General features: G+C 52.2%; 17 protein-coding genes. 12 read left to right on the top strand and 5 right to left on the bottom strand.

Annotated elements, in window-relative coordinates; all coding sequences use genetic code 11:
• The first annotated feature begins 17 nt into the window (after positions 1-17).
• Both foxR and foxA read left to right on the top strand, forming a co-directional pair.
• Positions 18-1,022 carry a ferrioxamine uptake transcriptional regulator FoxR gene (foxR, locus tag ACLJR2_RS09570; RefSeq protein WP_000074601.1) on the top strand — a complete coding sequence of 335 codons (1,005 nt, stop codon included), beginning with the start codon at positions 18-20 and terminating at the stop codon, positions 1,020-1,022.
• Positions 1,023-1,167: 145 nt separating this feature from the next.
• Positions 1,168-3,276 carry a ferrioxamine B receptor FoxA gene (gene foxA, locus ACLJR2_RS09565; RefSeq protein ID WP_001127741.1) on the top strand — a complete coding sequence of 703 codons (2,109 nt, stop codon included), beginning with the start codon at positions 1,168-1,170 and terminating at the stop codon, positions 3,274-3,276.
• Between the two features lie 40 nt (positions 3,277-3,316).
• Here the strand turns inward: foxA and ACLJR2_RS09560 are convergent, their stop codons facing one another.
• A complete protein-coding gene (locus ACLJR2_RS09560) occupies positions 3,317-3,949 on the bottom strand; it encodes a LysE family transporter (RefSeq protein WP_000433131.1) in 633 nt (210 codons plus the stop codon).
• A 231-nt stretch (positions 3,950-4,180) separates the two neighbouring features.
• On the opposite strand from ACLJR2_RS09560, the gene yahO reads away from it, so the two are divergent.
• A complete protein-coding gene (gene yahO, locus ACLJR2_RS09555; RefSeq protein WP_000848026.1) occupies positions 4,181-4,456 on the top strand; it encodes a DUF1471 family periplasmic protein YahO in 276 nt (91 codons plus the stop codon).
• Positions 4,457-4,591: 135 nt separating this feature from the next.
• Here yahO and prpR read toward each other — a convergent pair whose 3' ends face one another.
• Positions 4,592-6,217: a propionate catabolism operon regulatory protein PrpR gene (gene prpR, locus ACLJR2_RS09550; protein WP_000205276.1), complete on the bottom strand. Its 1,626-nt coding sequence runs from the start codon at positions 6,215-6,217 to the stop codon at positions 4,592-4,594.
• Positions 6,218-6,482: 265 nt separating this feature from the next.
• Between prpR and prpB the strand changes: the two genes are divergently transcribed.
• The 4 genes from prpB to prpE all read left to right on the top strand — a co-directional run bounded on the left by prpB (position 6,483) and on the right by prpE (position 12,068).
• Entirely contained in the window at positions 6,483-7,370 is an 888-nt protein-coding gene (gene prpB / locus ACLJR2_RS09545; RefSeq protein WP_000052221.1) for a methylisocitrate lyase, read from the top strand.
• Positions 7,371-7,480: 110 nt separating this feature from the next.
• Entirely contained in the window at positions 7,481-8,650 is a 1,170-nt protein-coding gene (gene prpC / locus ACLJR2_RS09540; protein WP_000132749.1) for a 2-methylcitrate synthase, read from the top strand.
• Positions 8,651-8,689: 39 nt separating this feature from the next.
• Positions 8,690-10,141, top strand: coding sequence for a bifunctional 2-methylcitrate dehydratase/aconitate hydratase (locus ACLJR2_RS09535; RefSeq protein ID WP_000107071.1), 1,452 nt, complete (start codon positions 8,690-8,692; stop codon positions 10,139-10,141).
• A gap of 40 nt (positions 10,142-10,181) precedes the next feature.
• Complete coding sequence (gene prpE, locus ACLJR2_RS09530; protein WP_000010211.1) at positions 10,182-12,068, top strand: propionate--CoA ligase; 1,887 nt, start codon at positions 10,182-10,184, stop codon at positions 12,066-12,068.
• Between the two features lie 103 nt (positions 12,069-12,171).
• Here the strand turns inward: prpE and hemB are convergent, their stop codons facing one another.
• Positions 12,172-13,146, bottom strand: a complete 975-nt coding sequence (hemB, locus tag ACLJR2_RS09525; protein ID WP_000130729.1) for a porphobilinogen synthase — start codon at positions 13,144-13,146, stop codon at positions 12,172-12,174.
• A gap of 513 nt (positions 13,147-13,659) precedes the next feature.
• Between hemB and ACLJR2_RS09520 the strand changes: the two genes are divergently transcribed.
• Together ACLJR2_RS09520 and iprA are read left to right on the top strand one after the other, a co-directional pair.
• Entirely contained in the window at positions 13,660-16,572 is a 2,913-nt protein-coding gene (locus tag ACLJR2_RS09520) for an autotransporter outer membrane beta-barrel domain-containing protein (protein WP_001534024.1), read from the top strand.
• Between the two features lie 85 nt (positions 16,573-16,657).
• Positions 16,658-17,281, top strand: coding sequence for a hydrogen peroxide resistance inhibitor IprA (gene iprA / locus ACLJR2_RS09515; RefSeq protein WP_000950242.1), 624 nt, complete (start codon positions 16,658-16,660; stop codon positions 17,279-17,281).
• 44 nt (positions 17,282-17,325) lie between these two features.
• Here the strand turns inward: iprA and ampH are convergent, their stop codons facing one another.
• Positions 17,326-18,483 (bottom strand): D-alanyl-D-alanine-carboxypeptidase/endopeptidase AmpH, encoded by a 1,158-nt coding sequence (gene ampH / locus ACLJR2_RS09510; protein WP_000830777.1) that lies wholly within the window; start codon positions 18,481-18,483, stop codon positions 17,326-17,328.
• 346 nt (positions 18,484-18,829) lie between these two features.
• On the opposite strand from ampH, the gene sbmA reads away from it, so the two are divergent.
• Both sbmA and yaiW read left to right on the top strand, forming a co-directional pair.
• Positions 18,830-20,050, top strand: a complete 1,221-nt coding sequence (gene sbmA / locus ACLJR2_RS09505; protein WP_000477023.1) for a peptide antibiotic transporter SbmA — start codon at positions 18,830-18,832, stop codon at positions 20,048-20,050.
• Positions 20,051-20,064: 14 nt separating this feature from the next.
• A complete protein-coding gene (gene yaiW / locus ACLJR2_RS09500; protein ID WP_001271417.1) occupies positions 20,065-21,159 on the top strand; it encodes a surface-exposed outer membrane lipoprotein YaiW in 1,095 nt (364 codons plus the stop codon).
• Between the two features lie 37 nt (positions 21,160-21,196).
• Here yaiW and ACLJR2_RS09495 read toward each other — a convergent pair whose 3' ends face one another.
• Positions 21,197-21,505 (bottom strand): YaiY family protein, encoded by a 309-nt coding sequence (locus tag ACLJR2_RS09495; protein WP_000763139.1) that lies wholly within the window; start codon positions 21,503-21,505, stop codon positions 21,197-21,199.
• A gap of 267 nt (positions 21,506-21,772) precedes the next feature.
• On the opposite strand from ACLJR2_RS09495, the gene ACLJR2_RS09490 reads away from it, so the two are divergent.
• Positions 21,773-21,988, top strand: coding sequence for a DUF2754 family protein (locus ACLJR2_RS09490; RefSeq protein ID WP_001239242.1), 216 nt, complete (start codon positions 21,773-21,775; stop codon positions 21,986-21,988).

Genomic DNA, 21,988 nt, shown 5'->3' with positions numbered 1-21,988 from the left:
GATAAACGGTATTGATAATGTCTCCGATCTCCTGTCACTCTTCCGCCGCCCCGGCGATGAAAAAGATCTTTTCCGTCAGCGATTTCATCGCGTTTGGCGAGCGTTATGGCATTGATTACCGCTTCCCTGCGTTACCGCAGTATACGCAGAGTAGTCCCGTACTTCATGGCGATATCGAAGAGATAGCGCTTCCCGGCGGGATTTGCATTACACGCTCGGATGTTCACGTGTTACAACCTTATGAAACCACCTCTCGCCATAGCAGTCCGCTGTATATGCTGGTGGTGTTGGAAGGTAACGTCGCGCTGGCTGTCAATGAGCAGACCTTTTTGTTGAGCGCGGGGATGGCGTTTTGCTCGCAACTGAGTGAGCAGCAGACGATACGCGCCCATCACGGCGCAGACAGTAAATTGCGCACCTTGTCGCTGGGAATGTACCCGGACGGCGGATGGCGGGAGCGTTTGCCTGTCTCGCTGGCAGACGAGTGGGAAAATAGCGCGGCCTCGGCGAGGGTCTGGCAGGTGCCGGAGTTTCTGCTTTCGGGGCTACGTTATGCGCAGCAGCCCGGACCTCATGCGGCGTCACGCCAGTTAATGCTGGAAGGCATCATGCTGCAATTACTGGGCTATGCGCTAAATCTATGTCAGCCCGCAACGCAAAAACGCGGACTTCCCGTCACCGGTGAATATCAGCGGCTGGAGCTCATTCGGCGTTTACTGGAGCAGACGCCGGAAAAAGCCTACACGCTGAACGAACTGGCGCGTCGGGCGGCAATGAGTCCAAGTAGCCTGCGGTGCAAGTTTCGCCATGCCTATGGGTGTACCGTGTTTGATTATCTGCGCGATTGCCGCCTGGCGCGCGCGCGTCGTTATCTGATGGAGGGATACAGCGTGCAGCAGGCCGCCTGGATGTCAGGTTATCAACATGCCACAAACTTTGCGACGGCATTTCGTCGGCGTTATGGCTGCTCGCCCGGCGAGCTGCGTGACGCGTCTCTGACGGCGTCCCGACACTGTGCGTAACGCGCCCCGCCAGAACGGTAATATCCGCTACTAACCCGGTTTTCTGCCGCTTTGGGTGATTTTTTATCATTGCGCATAGGCAATCTGGCGTTACGCATAGTGGTCCGTTATCTCTAAAAGGTAATAATTCTTATTTACAATAAAGATGCCTTTGGAGATGTTCATGTTTGCGACAACGCGTATGGCGCTATTGATAGGCGGAGCTATCGGCGGCGCGACTTTTCCTCTTTCTGCCCAGGAAACCACAAAAAATGATACCGTCATTGTCACCTCGACCGTTCAGAGTGGCGCGACCAAGCTGGCGACGCCAGATATTGAAACGCCGCAGTCGGTATCCATTATTACCCGCCAGCAGTTTGAAGAGCAGGGCGCAACCAGCGTGCGTCAGGCGGTCAGCTACACCCCAGGCGTATACAGTAATCAGATAGGCGCCTCTAACCGCTTTGATTACATCGTATTGCGTGGTTTTTCGGACGGTAGTCTGGATAACGTCTATCTCGACGGGTTAAAAATGATGGGCGACACCAATTCGCACAGTTCGTTGGTGGTTGACCCCTGGTTTCTGGAAGATATCGAGGTGGTACGCGGCCCGGCGTCCGTTCTGTATGGACGTTCATCGCCAGGCGGCATTGTCGCGCTGACGTCGCGAAAACCGGCGTTTGATGCCGGGGGAGAGGTGAAGCTGTTTGCCGGCAATCACAACCAGCGCGGGGCGGCTTTTGATGTGACCGGCCCACTGGATGACAATGAACGTGTGGCGGCGCGTCTTAGCGGCATGACACGTTACGCCGATTCGCAGTTTACCCCCTTGAAAGAGGAACGTTATGCGCTGATGCCGAGCCTGACCTGGCGAATTACCGATCGGACGCGTCTTGATCTTATGGCCTATCTGCACCGTGATCCGGAAGGCGGTAGCCACTCCGGACTGCCTTATCAAGGCACGGTTGTACCTTATAACGGCGGAAAAATTTCTAACACTTTCTTTGAAGGTGAAGATGACTACGACAAATACGATCGCCGTGAAAATATGGTGGGTTATAACATTGAGCATCTGTTCGATAACGGCTGGTCGGTACGGCAAAAATTGCGCTATTTGCATACCAAAGTGACGTTGAATCAGGTCTATGCCGCAGGTTGGTTGAATGAAACGGCGCTGAATCGCGGCTATTCCGGCTCCGGGGAGAAAATGTCGGCTATCGCGCTGGATAATCAGCTCGACGGCAGTGTGGATACCGGGGCGATTAATCATCGTCTGCTGGTGGGGATCGATTATCAGGATCGCAGTAATCATACTACTGGCTATTATGGCGCGTTTCCGCCGATTGACGCTTTCAACCCTGTTTATGGCGCTCAGCCGGATTACATTACGTTGTATAGCCGTGAAAAACATAAGCTGCGGCAGACCGGATACTATTTACAGGATCAGATGTCATGGGATCGCTGGCGTTTTACGTTGGGTGGTCGTTACGATCGGGTCAGCGTGTCTAACATCGACAAACTTCATGATTCACGCAGCGATCTCGATAAAAACAACGTCAGTACCCGTGCCGCGTTGCTTTATCTGTTCGACAATGGCGTCGCCCCCTATCTCAGTTATTCTACCGCGTTTACGCCGACCAGCTTCGCCGACGAAAACGGCAATGTGCTGGAACCGATGAAAGGCAAGCAGTGGGAGGCGGGGGTAAAATACGAACCGCTGGGGGGGAACAGCCAGTTTAGCGCCGCCGTGTATCGTATTAACCAGACCAATATCGCGACCAAAGAAGAACCTACCGATCCGTACCGCTCGATTGGTGAAATTGAGTCTAAAGGGGTTGAACTGGAGGCCATTAGCCATTTGTCGGATAGCGTCCGTTTGCAGGCGGCGTATACCTATACTGATATCCGTTATAAGAAAAGTAGCCCGCAAGAGCAGGGGAAGCGCGCGGTTTATGCTCCACGGAACCAGGCCAGCGCCTGGCTAAGCTACGATGTGAAAAGCGGTCTGTTAGAGGGGCTGACTTTGGGCTCCGGCATCCGGTACGTCAACGGCGTGACCAGCGATCGCCTGAATACCCACACCTTGCCGTCCTATACACTGGTCGACATGGTGGTTGGGTATGATTTATCCAGCATTGGGTTAAATGGCTTGAGCGCCCAGCTCAACGTAAATAACCTGACGGACAAACGCTATGTCGCTGCCTGTAATTCGCTCTCTTATTGTTATTTTGGCGCCGAGCGTAGCATTGTAGGCAGCGTGTCATGGGCGTTTTGATAACGCTTATCGTCCGGTAGCAAAGGCTACCGGGCAAACATTAGCGGTGCGTCACGCCTTCATAGAGAAGTCTGAGCGCAAACATCCCGATAATGGCGCCGATAACACGGCTGGCAATGCGCTGTATACGCCCATAAGCGCGGCGGACTGCGGGAAGCGAAAAGGCCTGGCTGAGAAAAATACGCCAGATAACGGATGACAGCACAATTCCGGCCCAGGCCATTAACCTTGCCCATGTGGGCGTTTCTGCGCTAAGCGTTACGGAAAAAATACTGATAAAAAACAGTACGGTTTGCGGATTGGATAAATCGGTCATTAATCCCCGGCGAAAGAAAATCGTCCACGGGGCGGCAATCGGCGTCTGGAGCGTGCTCATTTGCGGCGTCGCCTGGTGGCGAATACTGTTCCAGGCGAACCATAATAAATAGGCGCCGCCGACAATTTTGATAAGAGAAAATACCGCTTCGCATTGCGTAATGAGCGTCGCCAGACCGAAAAGCCCCAGCCCGGAATAAAAGGCGTCTCCCGTGGCGACGCCCAGGCCGGTGATGACTCCCGCCCGGCGTCCTGATGCGAGGCTGGTTTGCACCACCACAAACAGATTCGCGCCGGGATTAAAAAAGGTTAACACAAACAGACTGACGGTAAGCACAACGGCATGAAACGGCTCCATAGGCAACTCTTCTCTTAGCCTCAAGAAATAACCTTCATCTTATTAATAGTCAAACCAGATGATTGCGAGTGAGATCACAAAGCAGGGGCGTTTTAATCCGCGTTGTTACGCCGACAGAGCGGGGGCTGACTGGATTTTTCCAGCAATCTAAACTACTTATTTAATCAGTCCGAACGGCCTTTTTGTTCTGATAAAGCGATGATGGCGTAATAATAAAACGAGGGTTTTGCTATGAAAACTGGCTACAAGGTTATGCTTGGCGCATTAGCGTTTGTCGTGACAAACGTTTATGCCGCAGAAATCATGAAAAAAACGGACTTTGATAAAGTCGCCTCCGAATACACGAAAATTGGCACGATTTCCACCACCGGGGAAATGTCGCCGCTGGACGCCAGAGAAGATTTAATCAAAAAGGCGGATGAAAAAGGGGCGGATGTGGTGGTGCTGACGTCCGGGCAGACAGAAAATAAAATTCATGGTACGGCTGATATTTATAAAAAGAAATAAAAGCGTTGCATCATAAAAATACCCGCCTGGGTTTCCGGCGGGTATATTTATTCCTGGCAACCGGCATCCGTTTTGCCGGATGACGGCCTGCAGTAAACGTAGCGCCATCAGGCATTCAGGACGCGGTCATTTGTCTTAATTACCCGACTGGTCTTTGGCACCTGCTTTTAAACGACGCCACAGAGTGGTGCGGCTAATCCCCAGATAACGCGCCGCCGCGGTCTTATCGCCCTTAAAGCGCGCCAGTACATCCTGTAACGTGTGCGCATCCACAGTTGAAGGCGTCAGTTCTGCTGTGTTCACCATAAGCTCAGGTAATAACTGCCGCATAAATTGCCTGTCCAGCGTTGGCGCGGGATCGACGCTTAAAAAAAGCGCCAGGCGCTCCATCATATTACGCAGTTCGCGAATATTACCGGGCCAGCGCCAGGCCAGCAAAAGCGGCTGACACTGTGTCAATCCATGACGTATCGATTCGGTAAACGGAATTTCCATCGCTGCCAGCGACTGTTTTAAAAAGCTTTCCGCCAGCGGTAAAATATCAGCCTGCCGCTCGCGCAAAGGAGGAAGCGTCAGACGCAGAATACTCAGGCGGTAAAAGAGATCGGGGCGAAAACGTCCTTGCATTATCTCCCGATCCAGATCGCAATGCGTAGCGCTGATCACCCGGACATCCACCGGGATCGGCTGGTGTCCGCCGACGCGAGTGACGGCTTTTTCCTCCAGTACGCGCAAAAGTCGGGTTTGTAAGGGCAAGGGCATTTCGCCGATTTCATCCAGAAACAGCGTGCCGCCGTGTGCGATTTCAAACAGCCCCGCCCGGCCTCCTCGTCGTGAACCGGTAAACGCGCCCTCTTCATAACCAAACAGTTCCGCTTCCAGCAACGACTCGGTAATCGCGCCGCAATTGACGGCGACAAAGGGAGGGGATGGCTTATTCTGACGGTGAGGCTGGCGGTGAAAAAACGTCTGGTGAATCGCCTGCGCCGCCAGCTCTTTTCCGGTCCCTGTTTCCCCCTGAATCAGCACTGCCGCACGGGAGCGAGCATAGAGCGTAATCGTCTGGCGGAGCTGCTCCATTTGCGGCGACTGGCCGCGTATATCGCCCAGTTCATACCGGGTTTGTAATCCCTTGCCGGATGGGTAATCCACGCGCTGGCGCCGTGTCAGACGGGTCATATCCAGCGCATCATGGAAAGCCTGACGAACGGTCGCCGCGGAATAAATAAAGATGGCGGTCATTCCCGCTTCTTCCGCCAGATCGGTAATTAATCCCGCGCCGACGACGGCTTCAATACCGTTGGCCTTAAGTTCGTTAATTTGCCCGCGCGCGTCCTCTTCGGTGACATAGCTTCGCTGTTCAAGACGGAGGTGAAACGTTTTCTGAAAGGCAAGTAAAGCCGGAATGGTCTCCTGATAGGTCACGATACCGATAGACGAGGTGAGCTTTCCCGCTTTCGCCAGCGCCTGTAATACATCGAATCCGCTGGGCTTGATGAGGATCACCGGTATTGACAGGCGACTTTTTAAATAGGCCCCGTTCGAACCCGCCGCGATAATCGCGTCGCAGCGCTCGGTCGCCAGTTTTTTGCGAATGTAGGTCACCGCCTTTTCAAAGCCGAGTTGAATAGGCGTGATGGTCGCCAGATGATCGAATTCCAGGCTGATATCCCGAAACAGTTCGAACAGACGCGTTACGGAGACCGTCCAGATCACCGGTTTATCGCTATTATCGCGCGGAGCGCTGTGGGCAGTCGTCATCGCAGTAGGTTCATCTTTAAGGGGCGATTTTTTGTTTTAAAAGTGTTTCATAAATGTTGCAATGAAACGGAACGATTCGTTTCATGAAACGTTAGCTGACACGTTTTTCTTTTCCCTTAATCGCGCTTATTCATAACAGAAATGACTGTAATCACCTGTTTTTAAATCTCATTGTATTTAATTTTCTCGCTGCCTCTTTGCCTGGCATAGCCTTTGCTTTGGTGAATACATCTTGAGTAACAATTTACTAATATGAGGACGAGATATGTCTTTACATTCGCCGGGGCAGGCATTTCGCGCCGCGCTCGCTAAAGAGAATCCATTACAAATTGTCGGCGCTATTAATGCCAACCATGCTCTGTTGGCCCAACGGGCCGGGTATCAGGCTATCTATCTTTCTGGCGGCGGCGTAGCGGCAGGCTCGCTTGGACTGCCGGACCTGGGGATTTCGACGCTGGATGATGTGTTAACCGATATCCGGCGCATCACGGATGTTTGCCCGCTGCCGCTGTTGGTGGATGCGGATATTGGCTTTGGCTCCTCCGCCTTTAATGTCGCGCGGACGGTAAAGTCCATAGCCAAAGCGGGCGCCGCCGCGCTGCATATTGAAGACCAGGTTGGCGCTAAGCGCTGTGGACACCGTCCAAACAAAGCGATCGTCTCGAAAGAGGAGATGGTAGACAGAATTCGGGCGGCAGTGGATGCGCGCACCGATCCGAACTTTGTGATCATGGCGCGTACCGATGCGCTGGCGGTGGAAGGGCTGGAGGCGGCTCTCGATCGCGCGCAGGCTTACGTGGACGCGGGGGCTGACATGCTGTTCCCGGAGGCGATCACCGAACTGTCGATGTACCGCCAGTTCGCCGACGTGGCGCAGGTGCCGATCCTCGCCAACATCACTGAGTTTGGCGCGACGCCGCTGTTTACGACCGACGAGTTGCGCAGTGCACACGTGGCGATGGCGCTCTATCCGCTGTCGGCGTTTCGCGCCATGAACCGCGCCGCAGAAAAAGTCTATACCGTGCTGCGCCAGGAAGGGACGCAAAAGAACGTGATCGACATCATGCAGACCCGCAACGAGCTATACGAAAGCATCAATTACTACCAGTTCGAAGAGAAGCTGGACGCGCTGTACAGGAATAAAAAATCGTAGCCTGTAGGCCTGATAAGGCGAAGCCGCCATCAGGCAATGCCGGATGGCACTACGTTTATCCGGCTTACACGCCTCAATACCCTACACATTACAATAATGACGAGGACAATATGACAGACACGACGATCCTGCAAAACAACACGCATGTCATTAAGCCTAAAAAATCGGTCGCGCTTTCCGGCGTACCTGCCGGAAATACCGCTCTGTGTACCGTGGGAAAAAGCGGTAACGATCTGCACTATCGCGGTTACGACATTCTCGATCTGGCGGAGCACTGCGAATTTGAAGAAGTCGCGCATTTACTGATCCACGGAAAATTACCGACCCGCGACGAGCTGAACGCGTATAAAAGCAAGTTAAAAGCGCTGCGCGGATTACCCGCCAATGTCCGTACCGTTCTGGAAGCGTTACCGGCGGCCTCGCACCCGATGGACGTGATGCGTACCGGCGTTTCCGCGCTGGGCTGCACCCTGCCGGAAAAAGAGGGACATACCGTCTCCGGCGCGCGCGATATTGCCGATAAGCTGTTGGCCTCGCTCAGCTCTATCCTTCTTTACTGGTATCACTACAGCCACAACGGCGAACGTATTCAGCCGGAAACCGACGATGATTCCATCGGCGGCCATTTCCTGCATCTGCTGCACGGTGAAAAGCCAACCCAAAGCTGGGAAAAGGCGATGCATATTTCGCTGGTGCTGTATGCCGAGCATGAGTTCAACGCCTCGACGTTTACCAGCCGGGTGATTGCCGGAACCGGCTCGGATGTCTACTCCGCGATTATCGGCGCGATTGGCGCGCTGCGCGGCCCGAAACACGGCGGGGCGAATGAGGTGTCGCTGGAAATTCAACAGCGTTATGAAACGCCGGACGAGGCAGAGGCGGATATCCGTAAACGCGTGGAAAACAAAGAGGTGGTGATTGGCTTTGGACATCCGGTTTACACCATCGCCGACCCGCGCCACCAGGTGATCAAACGGGTGGCGAAACAGCTTTCAGAAGAAGGCGGCTCGCTGAAGATGTACCACATCGCCGACCGTCTGGAAACGGTGATGTGGGAGACCAAAAAGATGTTCCCGAATCTCGACTGGTTTTCGGCGGTCTCCTACAACATGATGGGCGTCCCTACCGAAATGTTCACCCCGCTGTTTGTCATCGCCCGCGTTACCGGCTGGGCGGCGCACATTATTGAACAGCGTCAGGACAACAAAATTATTCGTCCCTCTGCCAACTATACCGGGCCGGAAGATCGTCCGTTTGTCTCGATAGACGATCGTTGCTAACTCACTCTTATTAAAAATAAAACGCAGGAAACGTACCCTATGTCTACCCAAGAACTGAACATCCGCCCAGACTTTGACCGTGAAATCGTTGATATCGTTGATTACGTTATGAATTACGAGATCACCTCAAAGGTGGCGTACGACACCGCGCATTATTGCCTGCTCGACACGCTCGGCTGTGGTCTGGAAGCGCTGGAATACCCGGCCTGTAAAAAATTGCTTGGGCCGATCGTGCCAGGCACGGTGGTGCCCAACGGCGCACGCGTGCCGGGCACTCAGTTCCAGCTCGATCCGGTACAGGCAGCCTTTAACATTGGCGCGATGATCCGCTGGCTCGATTTTAACGATACCTGGCTTGCCGCCGAGTGGGGCCATCCTTCCGACAACCTCGGCGGTATTCTGGCGACGGCTGACTGGCTGTCACGCAACGCCGTCGCCGCCGGCAAAGCGCCGCTGACCATGAAACAGGTATTGAGCGGGATGATCAAAGCCCATGAAATTCAGGGCTGCATCGCGCTGGAAAACGCCTTCAACCGTGTCGGGCTTGACCATGTGCTGCTGGTGAAAGTGGCCTCGACCGCGGTGGTCGCTGAAATGCTGGGGCTGACGCGCGATGAGATCCTCAACGCGGTATCGCTGGCGTGGGTGGATGGGCAGTCGTTGCGCACTTATCGTCATGCGCCGAATACCGGTACGCGCAAATCCTGGGCGGCGGGCGATGCGACTTCGCGCGCGGTACGTCTGGCGCTGATGGCGAAAACCGGCGAGATGGGCTATCCCTCGGCGCTCACCGCCAAAACCTGGGGCTTCTACGACGTTTCATTCAAAGGTGAAACGTTCCGTTTCCAGCGTCCTTACGGCTCCTACGTGATGGAAAACGTGCTGTTCAAAATTTCTTTCCCGGCAGAATTCCACTCGCAAACCGCCGTCGAAGCGGCGATGACGCTGTATGAGCAGATGCAGGCCGCGGGCAAAACGGCAGCGGATATCGAGAAAGTGACCATCCGCACCCACGAAGCCTGTCTCCGCATTATCGATAAAAAAGGTCCGCTCAATAACCCGGCGGACCGCGATCACTGTATCCAGTATATGGTCGCCGTGCCGCTGCTGTTCGGACGGTTAACCGCGGCGGATTATGAAGACGAGGTGGCGCAGGACAAGCGTATTGACGCCCTGCGCGAGAAAATCGTGTGTTATGAGGACCCGGCTTTTACCGCCGACTATCACGACCCGGAAAAACGTGCTATCGGCAATGCGATCACCGTGGAGTTTACTGATGGCTCACGCTTTGGCGAGGTTGTCGTGGAGTATCCGATTGGTCATGCGCGTCGCCGCGCCGACGGTATTCCGAAGCTTATCGAAAAATTTAAAATTAACCTGGCGCGTCAGTTCCCGACTCGCCAGCAGCAACGCATTCTGGATGTCTCCCTGGACAGAGCCCGCCTGGAGCAGATGCCGGTTAACGAATACCTCGATTTATATGTCATCTGAGCCAGCCAGCAGTAAGGCGTAAGTTCAACAGGAGAGCGTGATGTCTTTTAGCGAATTTTATCAGCGTTCCATTAACGAACCGGAGGCGTTCTGGGCCGAGCAGGCCCGGCGTATCGACTGGCGACAGCCGTTTACGCAGACGCTGGATCATAGCCGTCCACCGTTTGCCCGCTGGTTTTGCGGCGGCACCACTAACTTATGTCATAACGCCGTCGACCGCTGGCTGGATAAACAGCCGGAGGCGCTGGCGCTGATTGCCGTCTCATCAGAGACCGATGAAGAGCGCACATTTACCTTCAGCCAGTTGCATGACGAGGTCAACATTGTGGCTGCTATGCTGCTGTCGCTGGGCGTGCAGCGTGGCGATCGCGTATTGGTCTATATGCCGATGATTGCCGAAGCGCAGATAACCCTGCTGGCCTGCGCGCGTATTGGCGCGATCCATTCGGTGGTCTTTGGCGGTTTTGCCTCGCACAGCGTGGCGGCGCGCATTGACGATGCCAGACCGGCGCTGATTGTGTCGGCGGATGCCGGAGCGCGGGGCGGTAAAATTCTGCCGTATAAAAAGCTGCTCGATGACGCTATTGCGCAGGCGCAGCATCAGCCGAAACACGTTCTGCTGGTGGACAGAGGGCTGGCGAAAATGGCGTGGGTGGATGGGCGCGATCTGGATTTTGCCACGTTGCGCCAGCAGCATCTCGGCGCGAGCGTGCCGGTGGCGTGGCTGGAATCCAATGAAACCTCGTGCATTCTTTACACCTCCGGCACTACCGGCAAACCGAAAGGCGTCCAGCGCGACGTCGGCGGCTATGCGGTGGCGCTGGCAACCTCAATGGACACCATTTTTGGCGGCAAGGCGGGCGGCGTATTCTTTTGCGCATCGGATATCGGCTGGGTCGTCGGCCACTCCTATATCGTTTACGCGCCGTTGCTGGCAGGCATGGCGACTATTGTTTACGAAGGACTGCCGACGTACCCGGACTGCGGGGTCTGGTGGAAAATTGTCGAGAAATACCAGGTTAACCAGATGTTTTCCGCCCCGACCGCGATTCGCGTGCTGAAAAAATTCCCGACGGCGCAAATCCGCAATCACGATCTCTCCTCGCTGGAGGCGCTTTATCTGGCCGGTGAGCCGCTGGACGAGCCGACGGCCAGTTGGGTGACGGAGACGCTGGGTGTGCCGGTTATCGACAATTATTGGCAGACGGAGTCCGGCTGGCCGATCATGGCGCTGGCCCGCGCGCTGGACGACAGGCCGTCGCGTCTGGGAAGTCCCGGGGTGCCGATGTACGGTTATAACGTCCAGCTACTCAATGAAGTCACCGGCGAGCCCTGCGGCATAAATGAAAAGGGGATGCTGGTGATCGAAGGGCCGCTGCCGCCAGGCTGTATTCAGACTATTTGGGGCGACGATGCGCGTTTTGTGAAGACTTACTGGTCGCTGTTTAACCGTCAGGTTTATGCCACTTTCGACTGGGGAATCCGCGACGCCGAGGGGTATTACTTTATTCTGGGCCGTACCGATGATGTGATTAATATTGCGGGTCATCGGCTGGGGACGCGAGAAATAGAAGAAAGTATCTCCAGCTACCCGAACGTAGCGGAAGTGGCGGTGGTGGGGATAAAAGACGCTCTGAAAGGGCAGGTGGCGGTGGCGTTTGTCATTCCGAAGCAGAGCGATACGCTGGCGGATCGCGAGGCGGCGTGCGACGAGGAAAAAGCGATTATGGCGCTGGTGGACAACCAGATCGGTCACTTTGGTCGTCCGGCGCATGTCTGGTTTGTTTCGCAGCTCCCCAAAACGCGTTCCGGAAAGATGCTTCGCCGCACGATCCAGGCGATCTGTGAAGGCCGCGATCCGGGTGATCTGACAACCATTGACGATCCCGCGTCGTTGCAGCAAATTCGCCAGGCGATCGAGGAATAGCCGTAAGCCGGATAAGCCGCGTCCGGCAACGGGTTAGACTCAGCGACTGAATAGTGGGGGGTAACGTCGGGAAAGGGCGGCAGCGCGCCGCCCGGTAACAGAATTAACGCAGAATATTTTTCTCAGCCAGATCCAGCGCGAAGTAGCTGAAAATCAAATCGGCGCCGGCGCGTTTAATCGAGCCCAGACTTTCCAGCACGACCTTTTCTTCATCAATGGCGCCAGCCATAGCAGCAAATTTAATCATGGCGTATTCACCGCTCACCTGGTAAGCGCCAAGCGGCAACTCTGTGCGTTCGCGGATTTCACGCAGCACGTCCAGATACGCGCCGGCCGGTTTCACCATTAAGCAATCCGCGCCCTGGGCTTCGTCGAGCAGTGATTCGCGAATCGCTTCACGGCGGTTCATCGGATTCATTTGATACGTCTTGCGGTCGCCTTTTAACGCGGTACCCGCTGCTTCACGGAAGGGGCCGTAGAAAGAAGAGGCGAACTTGGTGGAGTAGGACATTATTGCCGTATCGGTAAAACCGGCGGCATCCAGCGCCTGGCGGATAGCCTGGACTTGTCCATCCATGGCTGCGGAGGGCGCTATAAAATCTGCTCCAGCCGCCGCCGCGATAACGGCCTGCTTGCCGAGGTTGGTCAGCGTCGCATCGTTATCCACACCGTGTTCGCACAACACGCCGCAGTGGCCGTGCGAGGTGTATTCGCAGAAGCAGGTGTCGGACATGACGATCATCTCCGGCACGGTTTGCTTACAGATGCGGGACATTCTTGCCACCAGGCCGTCTTCTTTCCAGGTATCGCTGCCGGTGTCATCAGTATGGTGGGAAATGCCGAAGGTCATAACGGAACGAATGCCAGCATTTGCGATACGTTCAATCTCTCGCGCCAGCTGCTTTTCCGGGATACGCATTACGCCGGGCATGGCATCAATAGCTTTGTAATCGTCGAGTTCTTCTTCAACAAAGATCGGCAACACCAGGTCGTTCAGGCTAAGTGTTGTCTCTTCAAACATAGCGCGCAGCGCAGCGGATTTGCGCAGGCGGCGAGGGCGATGGATAAGGTCTGTCATGGTCTGCCTGATGTTTGTGGAATCGAAGGCCCAGTATACCTGAATCTGCAGGCAGATGTTTTACGAAAACGGTCCTTAACGTAGCAGGCGCAGCCCCAGCGGCGGCAGAACATGGCGCTTCTTTTATATACCGAAGATTAATACCTCAGGCACTATATCATTTTAAATAAGAATTAGTTTTACGTTGTTTTTAGTTTTATTTCATCGTCATTTAAGTAAATGAGGGTTTTAACATTATTCATGTTTATTTTGTTTTTCTTTAATTCATATTTATCTTATATGTATTTTGTTTTTTTTATTTTCTTGTAAAGCCATGAAAAAGAATGCTTTTCAATTATAAAACTTCCTTTTATTACGTCTTTTTAATTCATGTCCGAATCCGGACTGAGGATAAAGAATAATTGAACCTTTTAGCAATGACGCCGCATAATCCTTCTTGCTAAACATCTGTATGTTTTTATGCATTGATAATTGATGGATCAACTATATTACGTCCCTGAGGAGGGATGACAAATGCACTCCTGGAAAAAGAAACTTGTAGTCTCACAATTAGCATTGGCTTGCACTCTGGCAATCACTTCTCAGGCGAATGCTACTACTTACGATACCTGGACTTATTACGACAATCCTACCACCGCGCTTGACTGGACCAATATGGACAATCCAGGTACTGTGGATGGCAACTATGTAAACTATAGTGGTTTTGTTTATTACAACAACACCAATGGCGATTTCGATCAGTCATTTAATGGTGACACTGTTAACGGTACCATTTCTACATACTACCTGAATCACGATTACACTGACGGTACAAATGGTAATGCGAACCAGTTGGATATTGCTAATTCAGTGATTCATGGTTCGATCACTTCCATACTTCCGGGTGGATATCTGGCTCATAATGGTGCTTATGATATGGGCTATGGATATCGTCAACCTGGTGACGCGGTTATCGACACAACATGGCATGATGGCGATGTGTTCACTCTGAACATTGCTAACTCTACCATTGATGATGATTATGAAGCCCTTTACTTCACTGATTACTATAAAGATGGTGATGTAACTAAATCCACTAATGGATTGTTTGATGTCAGCGAAGGTGTTGCTGTTAATCTTGATGTAGAAAGTAACATCAATATTTCCAATAACTCTCGTGTCGCGGGTATTGCTCTATCTCAAGGGAATACTTACAACGAAGCCTATACCACGGAATCCCACACCTGGGATAACAACATTAACGTCTCTAACTCTACTGTGACCTCCGGCTCAAATACCATTCTGGAAAGTTCTGGTTATGGTCACTTCGGCAATTCCGACGAGCCGAGCGACTATACTGGCCCAGGTGATGTTGCGTTATCTTTCCAGGATAGCAGCAGCTCCGATTATGCAATGAAGAACAATGCATACTTCAGCAATTCAACGCTGATGGGGGATGTTGCATTTACCAGTACTTGGAATGCTAATTTTGATCCGATTGGTCATGATTCCAATGGTGACAACGTACCTGACACCAACGGTGGTTGGGCTGATGATGGCCTTAACGTTGATGAATTGAATCTGACTCTTGATAATGGTAGTAAGTGGGTTGGTCAGGCTACTATTGATGCTAAAACTATTTACCCAGCCAATATGTATGATGTTGCTGTAAACAGTCTTGACCCAGCTGGAACAGCTGAAGCTAATGGTTGGAATCGAATTGTTGACAATAAAGTATTCCAGAGCGGCGTGTTTAATGTAACGTTAAACAATGGTTCTGAATGGGATACTACAGGTGATTCTCTGATTGATACCTTGGCCGTTAATAATGGTTCTCAGGTTAATATTTCTAATTCTGATTTAACATCAGACACCATTGATTTGACTAATGGTTCTTCACTGAATATTGGTGAAGGTGGTTATGTTGACACCGATCACCTGACAATTGACTCCTATAGTACTGTTGATTTGACCGAATCTACTGGCTGGAGTACTTACTCAAACCTGTATGCTAATACCATCACCGTAACTAACGGTGGTGTGTTGGATGTGAATGTTGGTCAGTTTGATACCGAAGTATTCAGCACTGATAAACTGGAACTGACCAGCGGCAATACTGCTGATCACAACGGTAATGTTGTTTCTGGTGTGTTCAATATCCATAGCAGCGATTATGTTCTGAACGCTGACCTGGTGAACGACCGTACCTGGGATACCACTCAGGCTAACTATGGTTACGGTACTATCGCGATGAACTCTGACGGTCACCTGACCATCAACGGTAATGGCGATATCAACAACGGCGACGAACTGGATAACAGCTCTGTTGACAATGTTGTAGCGGCTACCGGTAACTATAAAGTTCGCATCGACAACGCTACTGGTGCCGGTTCTGTTGCAGATTACAAAGGCAACGAGCTGATTTATGTCAATGACGTAAACACCGACGCAACCTTCTCTGCAGCAAACAAAGCTGACCTGGGTGCTTACACCTATCAGGCTAAGCAGGAAGGCAACACTGTCGTGCTGGAACAGATGGAACTGACCGACTACGCTAACATGGCGCTGAGCATTCCTTCTGCGAACACCAATATCTGGAACCTGGAACAAGACACCGTTGGTACTCGTCTGACCAACGCTCGTCATGGCCTGGCGGATAACGGCGGCGCATGGGTAAGCTACTTCGGCGGTAACTTCAACGGCGACAACGGCACCATTAACTACGATCAGGATGTTAATGGCATCATGGTCGGTGTTGATACCAAAGTTGACGGTAACAACGCTAAGTGGATCGTTGGTGCGGCAGCAGGCTTCGCGAAAGGCGACCTGAGCGATCGTACCGGTCAGGTGGATCAGGACAGCCAGTCTGCCTACATCTACTCTTCCGCTCGTTTCGCAAACAACATCTTTGTTGACGGTAACTTGAGCTACTCTCACTTCAACAACGATTTGTCTGCTAACATGAGCGACGGTACTTACGTTGACGGCAACACCTCTTCTGACGCCTGGGGCTTCGGCTTGAAACTGGGTTATGATCTGAAGCTGGGTGATGCAGGCTACGTAACGCCTTACGGCAGCGTATCCGGTCTGTTCCAGTCTGGCGACGACTACCAGCTGAGCAACGACATGAAAGTTGACGGTCAGTCTTACGACAGCATGCGTTATGAACTCGGTGTAGATGCAGGTTATACCTTCACTTACAGCGAAGATCAGGCGCTGACCCCGTACTTCAAACTGGCTTACGTTTACGACGACTCCAACAACGATGCTGACGTAAACGGCGACTCTATCGACAACGGCGTAGAAGGTTCTGCGGTACGTGTTGGTCTGGGTACTCAGTTCAGCTTCACGAAGAACTTCAGCGCCTACACCGATGCTAACTACCTCGGCGGCGGTGATGTTGATCAAGACTGGTCTGCAAACGTTGGTGTTAAATATACCTGGTAATCATTTTCTCTCAGGAGAAATAAAGGTAATTTAAACTGAAAAATGCCCGTCAAGGACTTGACGGGCATTATTGCAAGGAATGCATATGTTATCTTTAAGCAAGCCACTACAGGAATTCTACAGACTCGATAAATGCCTTTCTAAGCATGGTACGCGTTTCGAGTTTGTTAATGATAAAGAGATTATCTGTTCACCTGATGAAAGTAATACCCATACCTTTGTTATTTTAGAGGGGGTTGTTTCGTTAGTTCGGGGTGATAAAGTTCTTATTGGTATTGTGCAGGCCCCCTTTATTTTCGGTTTAGCCGATGGTGTGGCGAAAAAAGAGGCACAATATAAATTAATTGCGGAGAGCGGTTGCATCGGTTATCGCCTCTCATCATCACAAACTCTTGCCATCATTGAGCAGAACCAACTGTGGCGTGAAGCCTTCTGTTGGATAGTATGGAAAAGTCAGGTACTGGAACTTCGTGACAAGCAGCTCATTGGTAATAATTCTTACGACCAAATTCGTGCGACGTTAATGACAATGATTGAGTGGGATGAAGAACTTCGCTCACGTATTGGTGTTATGAATTATATTCATCAACGAACGCGCGTATCGCGATCGGTGGTGGCGGAAGTTCTCGCGGCCCTGCGTAAGGGTAATTACATTGAAATGAATAAAGGCAAACTGATCAGTATTAACCGTTTGCCCTCCGAATATTAACAAAAATGCTGCGCCTCGTCTGATATAGCGCGAGGCGCGACGACTCAGGATGCAGGAATAGCAATCGGTTTATTGCCGCTTAGCTCAGTAACCAAATCGTTAATCCCGTCGCTCATATTGGTAAAACGCGTGAGGGGGGAACGGGTTACGACCACAAAAGCGCCAATATTATATTGTGGGATCATCGCCATATAGGTAATAAAACCGCCGCCGCCTCCTGTTTTCTGGATAATGCCAGGACGTCCGTCTTTTGGCGCCATATAGACCCAGCCCAGACCGAGCGCGTCGGCTTTACCCGGTACGTCCATCCCAATGATTTTCTTTAACTGTGTGCGCTGATAAATCAACGTTTGCATACGATCGGCCTGTTGGCTACGGTGATAGAAATCTGACGACAGATACTGTTGCATCCAGCGCATCATATCTCCTGGCGTAGAATAGACCCCGCCGCTGCCAATGGCAGCCAGCGTATTATTACAGGGGCTTGCGCCTTTTTCTGCCACCATCAGACGCTTACACTGATCGGGAGAAGGGGTAAACGTGGTGTCTTTCATTCCCAGCGGGCGGGTAATCTTTTCTTCAAACAGTTGCGTATAAGGTTTGCCGGAGGCGGTCGCCAGCGCGTCGGCTAACAGGTCGAACGCCAGATTGGAATAGGCCGCCTGCGAGCCTGGCGCGACTTTTAACGTTGCTGTGGAGAGCCAGTTCCAGCGTTGTTCGCGGGTTGGCCAGACAAATACCGGACGATGCGCCGCGCCGCCTGGCTGTTCTCGCGGAAGCGCGCTGGTATGGGTTGCTAAGTTGACCAACGTAATCGGCGTGCCTTGATACGTCGGGACATGCGCGCCGGGAGGCGCATATTTGCTGAGAGGGTCGTTTAATTTTACCGTTCCCTGATCGAGCAATTTTACCAACATTTCACTGGTCATTAGCTTGGTGAGCGAAGCGATACGAATGACCGAATCAAGCTGTGGACGAACATTATTGCCCGGTCTGGTGTCACCGAAACTACGAAACACGCGTTGATTGCCGTCGATCACCACCAGCGCCATGCCCGTGGCGCCGCTACCATAAAAGATATGCTCGGCATAACGATCAACGATATCAGAGGCAAAAACCGGATCGGCAATCGGCTGAGCCGCCTGGACAGAAGTAAGTGATGCCGCAAACAGCATGGCAGTAAAAAGCAGACTACGTTTCAACGGTGATGTCCATAAGTGAAATAACGGTGGTTATGCGTATTTATACTACCCGGCGGCACATTGCAAAACGTTAAAGAGAAAAAAGTGGGTGAAAAAACGTAACGGCGGGTTTTCGTGATGGAGAATGTTTACTTTTGTGATAGAGCGCTTGTGATAACCTGATAGCGTCAGCGTGCCTGCTGTGTATGAAACTCGTCGAAACAATTCTGTTGAGCAGAAGTGCGAACTAAGCGTCACAACGTAGGTCACAATGCCTGGTTTAGCCCTTTCATTTGCGTGGGCATGGCGTGCTATTGCCGCCGTCACAGCAGCCGTAATAAAGATAAGAAGTTAGCAGGAGAGCATGATGTTTAAATCTTTTTTCCCAAAGCCAGGGCCGTTTTTCATGTCGGCGTTTGTTTGGGCGCTGATCGCCGTCATTTTCTGGCAGGCGGGAGGAGGAGATTGGGTGGCGCGACTTGTGGGGGCATCCGATGAAGTGCCTATCAGCGCAGCGCGCTTCTGGTCGCTGGACTATCTGATTTTTTATGCTTATTACCTGATTTGCGTGGGATTATTTGCAACGTTCTGGTTCATCTATAGCCCGCACCGCTGGCAGTACTGGTCGATACTTGGCACCTCGCTCATTATTTTTGTCACCTGGTTTTTGGTGGAGGTTGGCGTTGCGGTTAACGCCTGGTACGCACCATTCTATGATTTGATTCAAACGGCGCTCAGCTCGCCGCACAAGGTCACTCTTGGTCAATTTTATCATGAAGTGGGGGTGTTTCTCGGTATTGCGCTTATCGCCGTGGTGATCGGCGTGCTGAACAACTTCTTTGTCAGCCACTATGTATTTCGCTGGCGTACCGCAATGAATGAGCACTATATGGCGCACTGGCAGTACCTGCGCCATATCGAAGGGGCCGCCCAGCGTGTGCAGGAAGACACCATGCGTTTTGCCTCTACACTGGAGAATATGGGCGTGAGTTTTATCAATGCCATTATGACGCTCATAGCCTTTCTGCCGGTGTTGGTCACCCTGTCAGCGCATGTGCCGGATTTACCCATCGTAGGACATATCCCTTACGGCCTGGTCATTGCCGCTATAGTCTGGTCATTAATGGGGACGGGCCTGCTGGCGGTCGTCGGGATCAAATTGCCGGGGCTGGAATTTAAAAATCAGCGAGTGGAAGCCGCTTATCGTAAGGAGCTGGTCTACGGTGAAGATGACGCCAGCCGCGCCACGCCGCCAACCGTCCGTGAACTGTTTAGCGCGGTGCGCCATAACTACTTCCGTCTCTACTTTCACTATATGTATTTCAACATCGCGCGCATTCTCTATTTGCAGGTCGATAACGTTTTCGGTTTGTTCCTGCTGTTTCCTTCCATTGTTGCCGGTACGATTACGCTGGGGCTGATGACGCAAATCACCAACGTGTTTGGTCAGGTGCGCGGTTCGTTCCAGTATTTGATTAACTCCTGGACGACTCTAGTGGAGCTGATGTCTATTTATAAACGTTTACGTAGCTTTGAACGCCAGTTGGATGGTCAGCCAGTTCAGGAAGTGACCCACTCTTTTAGCTAACAGAAGGAAACGTTATGTCGGCGGCGTCCCGTCTTTATCCTCTGCCTTTTCTGGCGGTCGCCATATTGGCTGGCTGTAGTAGTCAATCCGGGCAGCCGGTGAGCAAGGGCGAGAAGCCTGTCGACGTGGCAAGCGTAGTACGTCAGAAAATGCCGGCCAGTGTCAAAGACAGAGAGGCCTGGGCGAAAGATATCGCGACAACGTTTAAGAGCCAGGGGCTGGCGCCGACGGTAGAAAATATCTGTTCGGTGCTGGCTGTCGCCCAGCAGGAGTCCGGTTATCAGGCGGATCCTGTCGTGCCGGGGCTAAGTAAAATCGCCTGGCAGGAGATTGATCGCCGCGCTGAACGACTACACATTCCGCTGTTTCTGGTGCACACCGCGCTGAAAATTAACTCCCCCAACGGCAAGAGCTATAGCGAACGCCTGGACACGGTAAAAACCGAAAAACAGCTTAGCGCTATTTTTGACGATTTTATCAATATGGTTCCTATGGGGCAGACGCTATTTGGCTCATATAACCCGGTGCATACGGGCGGCCCGATGCAGGTCAGCATTGCCTTTGCCGAACAGCACGCGAAAGACTATCCGTGGAAGATGACGGGTACGGTACGTCAGGAGGTCTTTACGCGCCGTGGCGGGTTGTGGTTTGGAACCTACCATTTGCTGAATTACCCGGCGAACTACAGCGCGCCTGTTTTCCGCTTCGCCGACTTCAACGCGGGATGGTACGCCAGCCGTAACGCTGCGTTCCAGAATGCCGTCAGTAAAGCCAGTGGGGTAAAACTGGCGCTGGATGGCGATCTGATTCGTTATAACAGCAAGGAACCGGGCAAAACAGAGTTAGCGGTGCGCAAACTGGCAGGGCAGTTGGGAATGAGTGAGCGTGAAATTCGCAGCCAACTGGAGAAAGGCGATAGCCTGGCGTTTGAAAAAACGGCGCTCTACAAGAAAGTCTATAAACTGGCCGAGGCCAAAACGGGTAAGACGCTTGCGCGGGAAATGTTGCCCGGTATTCAACTGGAAAGTCCGAAGATCACGCGTAAGCTGACGACCGCCTGGTTTGCTAAACGAGTTGATGAGCGGCGGGCGCGGTGTATGGGGCGATAAATTTCGCGCTGGGATACTTTCTCCAGCGCGCTAAGGTTTATTGGTGACGGTGACGCCAGCGTAAAAACGCGGCGATAACGGCGAAAATGAGGCAGCCCGTGAGGAAGGGCACCAGGCCAAAAATCGTCCCGACGCCCAGCCCAATCTCTACCCGCGGTCGACCTGTATCCTGTACCTGCATCAGATGCTCATAGATGCCCGGCGCATGAACCAGCAGGTTTAAGAGTTGCGCTCCGGCCCAGAAGCAAAACAGTACAAATATGGCGTAAGCAATATTTCCGGGCGTAGAGGAGGTTTCTCGATGCTTCCCGCTGAACAGCGATTTTGAGAGAGTGAAATCAGCCATAAAGACCTCCAGGATGATCGGCTACGATCTGGCGTTATGCCATCGGCTTACTGTGAAGTCTGACAGGTCATTGTGTTTGTCAATATCAGAATCATGGTAATTTCACATACGGAATGTATCCATCGCGTAAATTTTTGTTAGTTGTCACAAAACGATCACTTTTATCAAAATCAATTAACATTTAAGAAATTCCGTATCCCCCACAGACTCGCTCGCCAGAAGTATGCAAAAATACGTTTTTGTTGCTGTTAATACGTCGGAGTCGTTATGCGTTTGCCTGTAAAAATTCGTCGTGACTGGCACTACTATGCCTTCTCTATTGGCCTTATCTTTATTTTGAATGGTGTCGTAGGATTGCTGGGTTTTGAGGCGAAAGGATGGCAAACCTATGGCGTTGGGCTGGTAACGTGGATTATTAGCTTCTGGCTGGCGGGGTTCATTATTCGTCGGCGCGAAGATGGTGAGGTAAAAGACGCCCGATAA

This window comes from Salmonella sp. SAL03688, assembly GCF_046551895.1.
Classification (GTDB): domain Bacteria; phylum Pseudomonadota; class Gammaproteobacteria; order Enterobacterales; family Enterobacteriaceae; genus Salmonella; species Salmonella enterica.
This window is presented reverse-complemented; position numbering and strand designations above follow the sequence as displayed.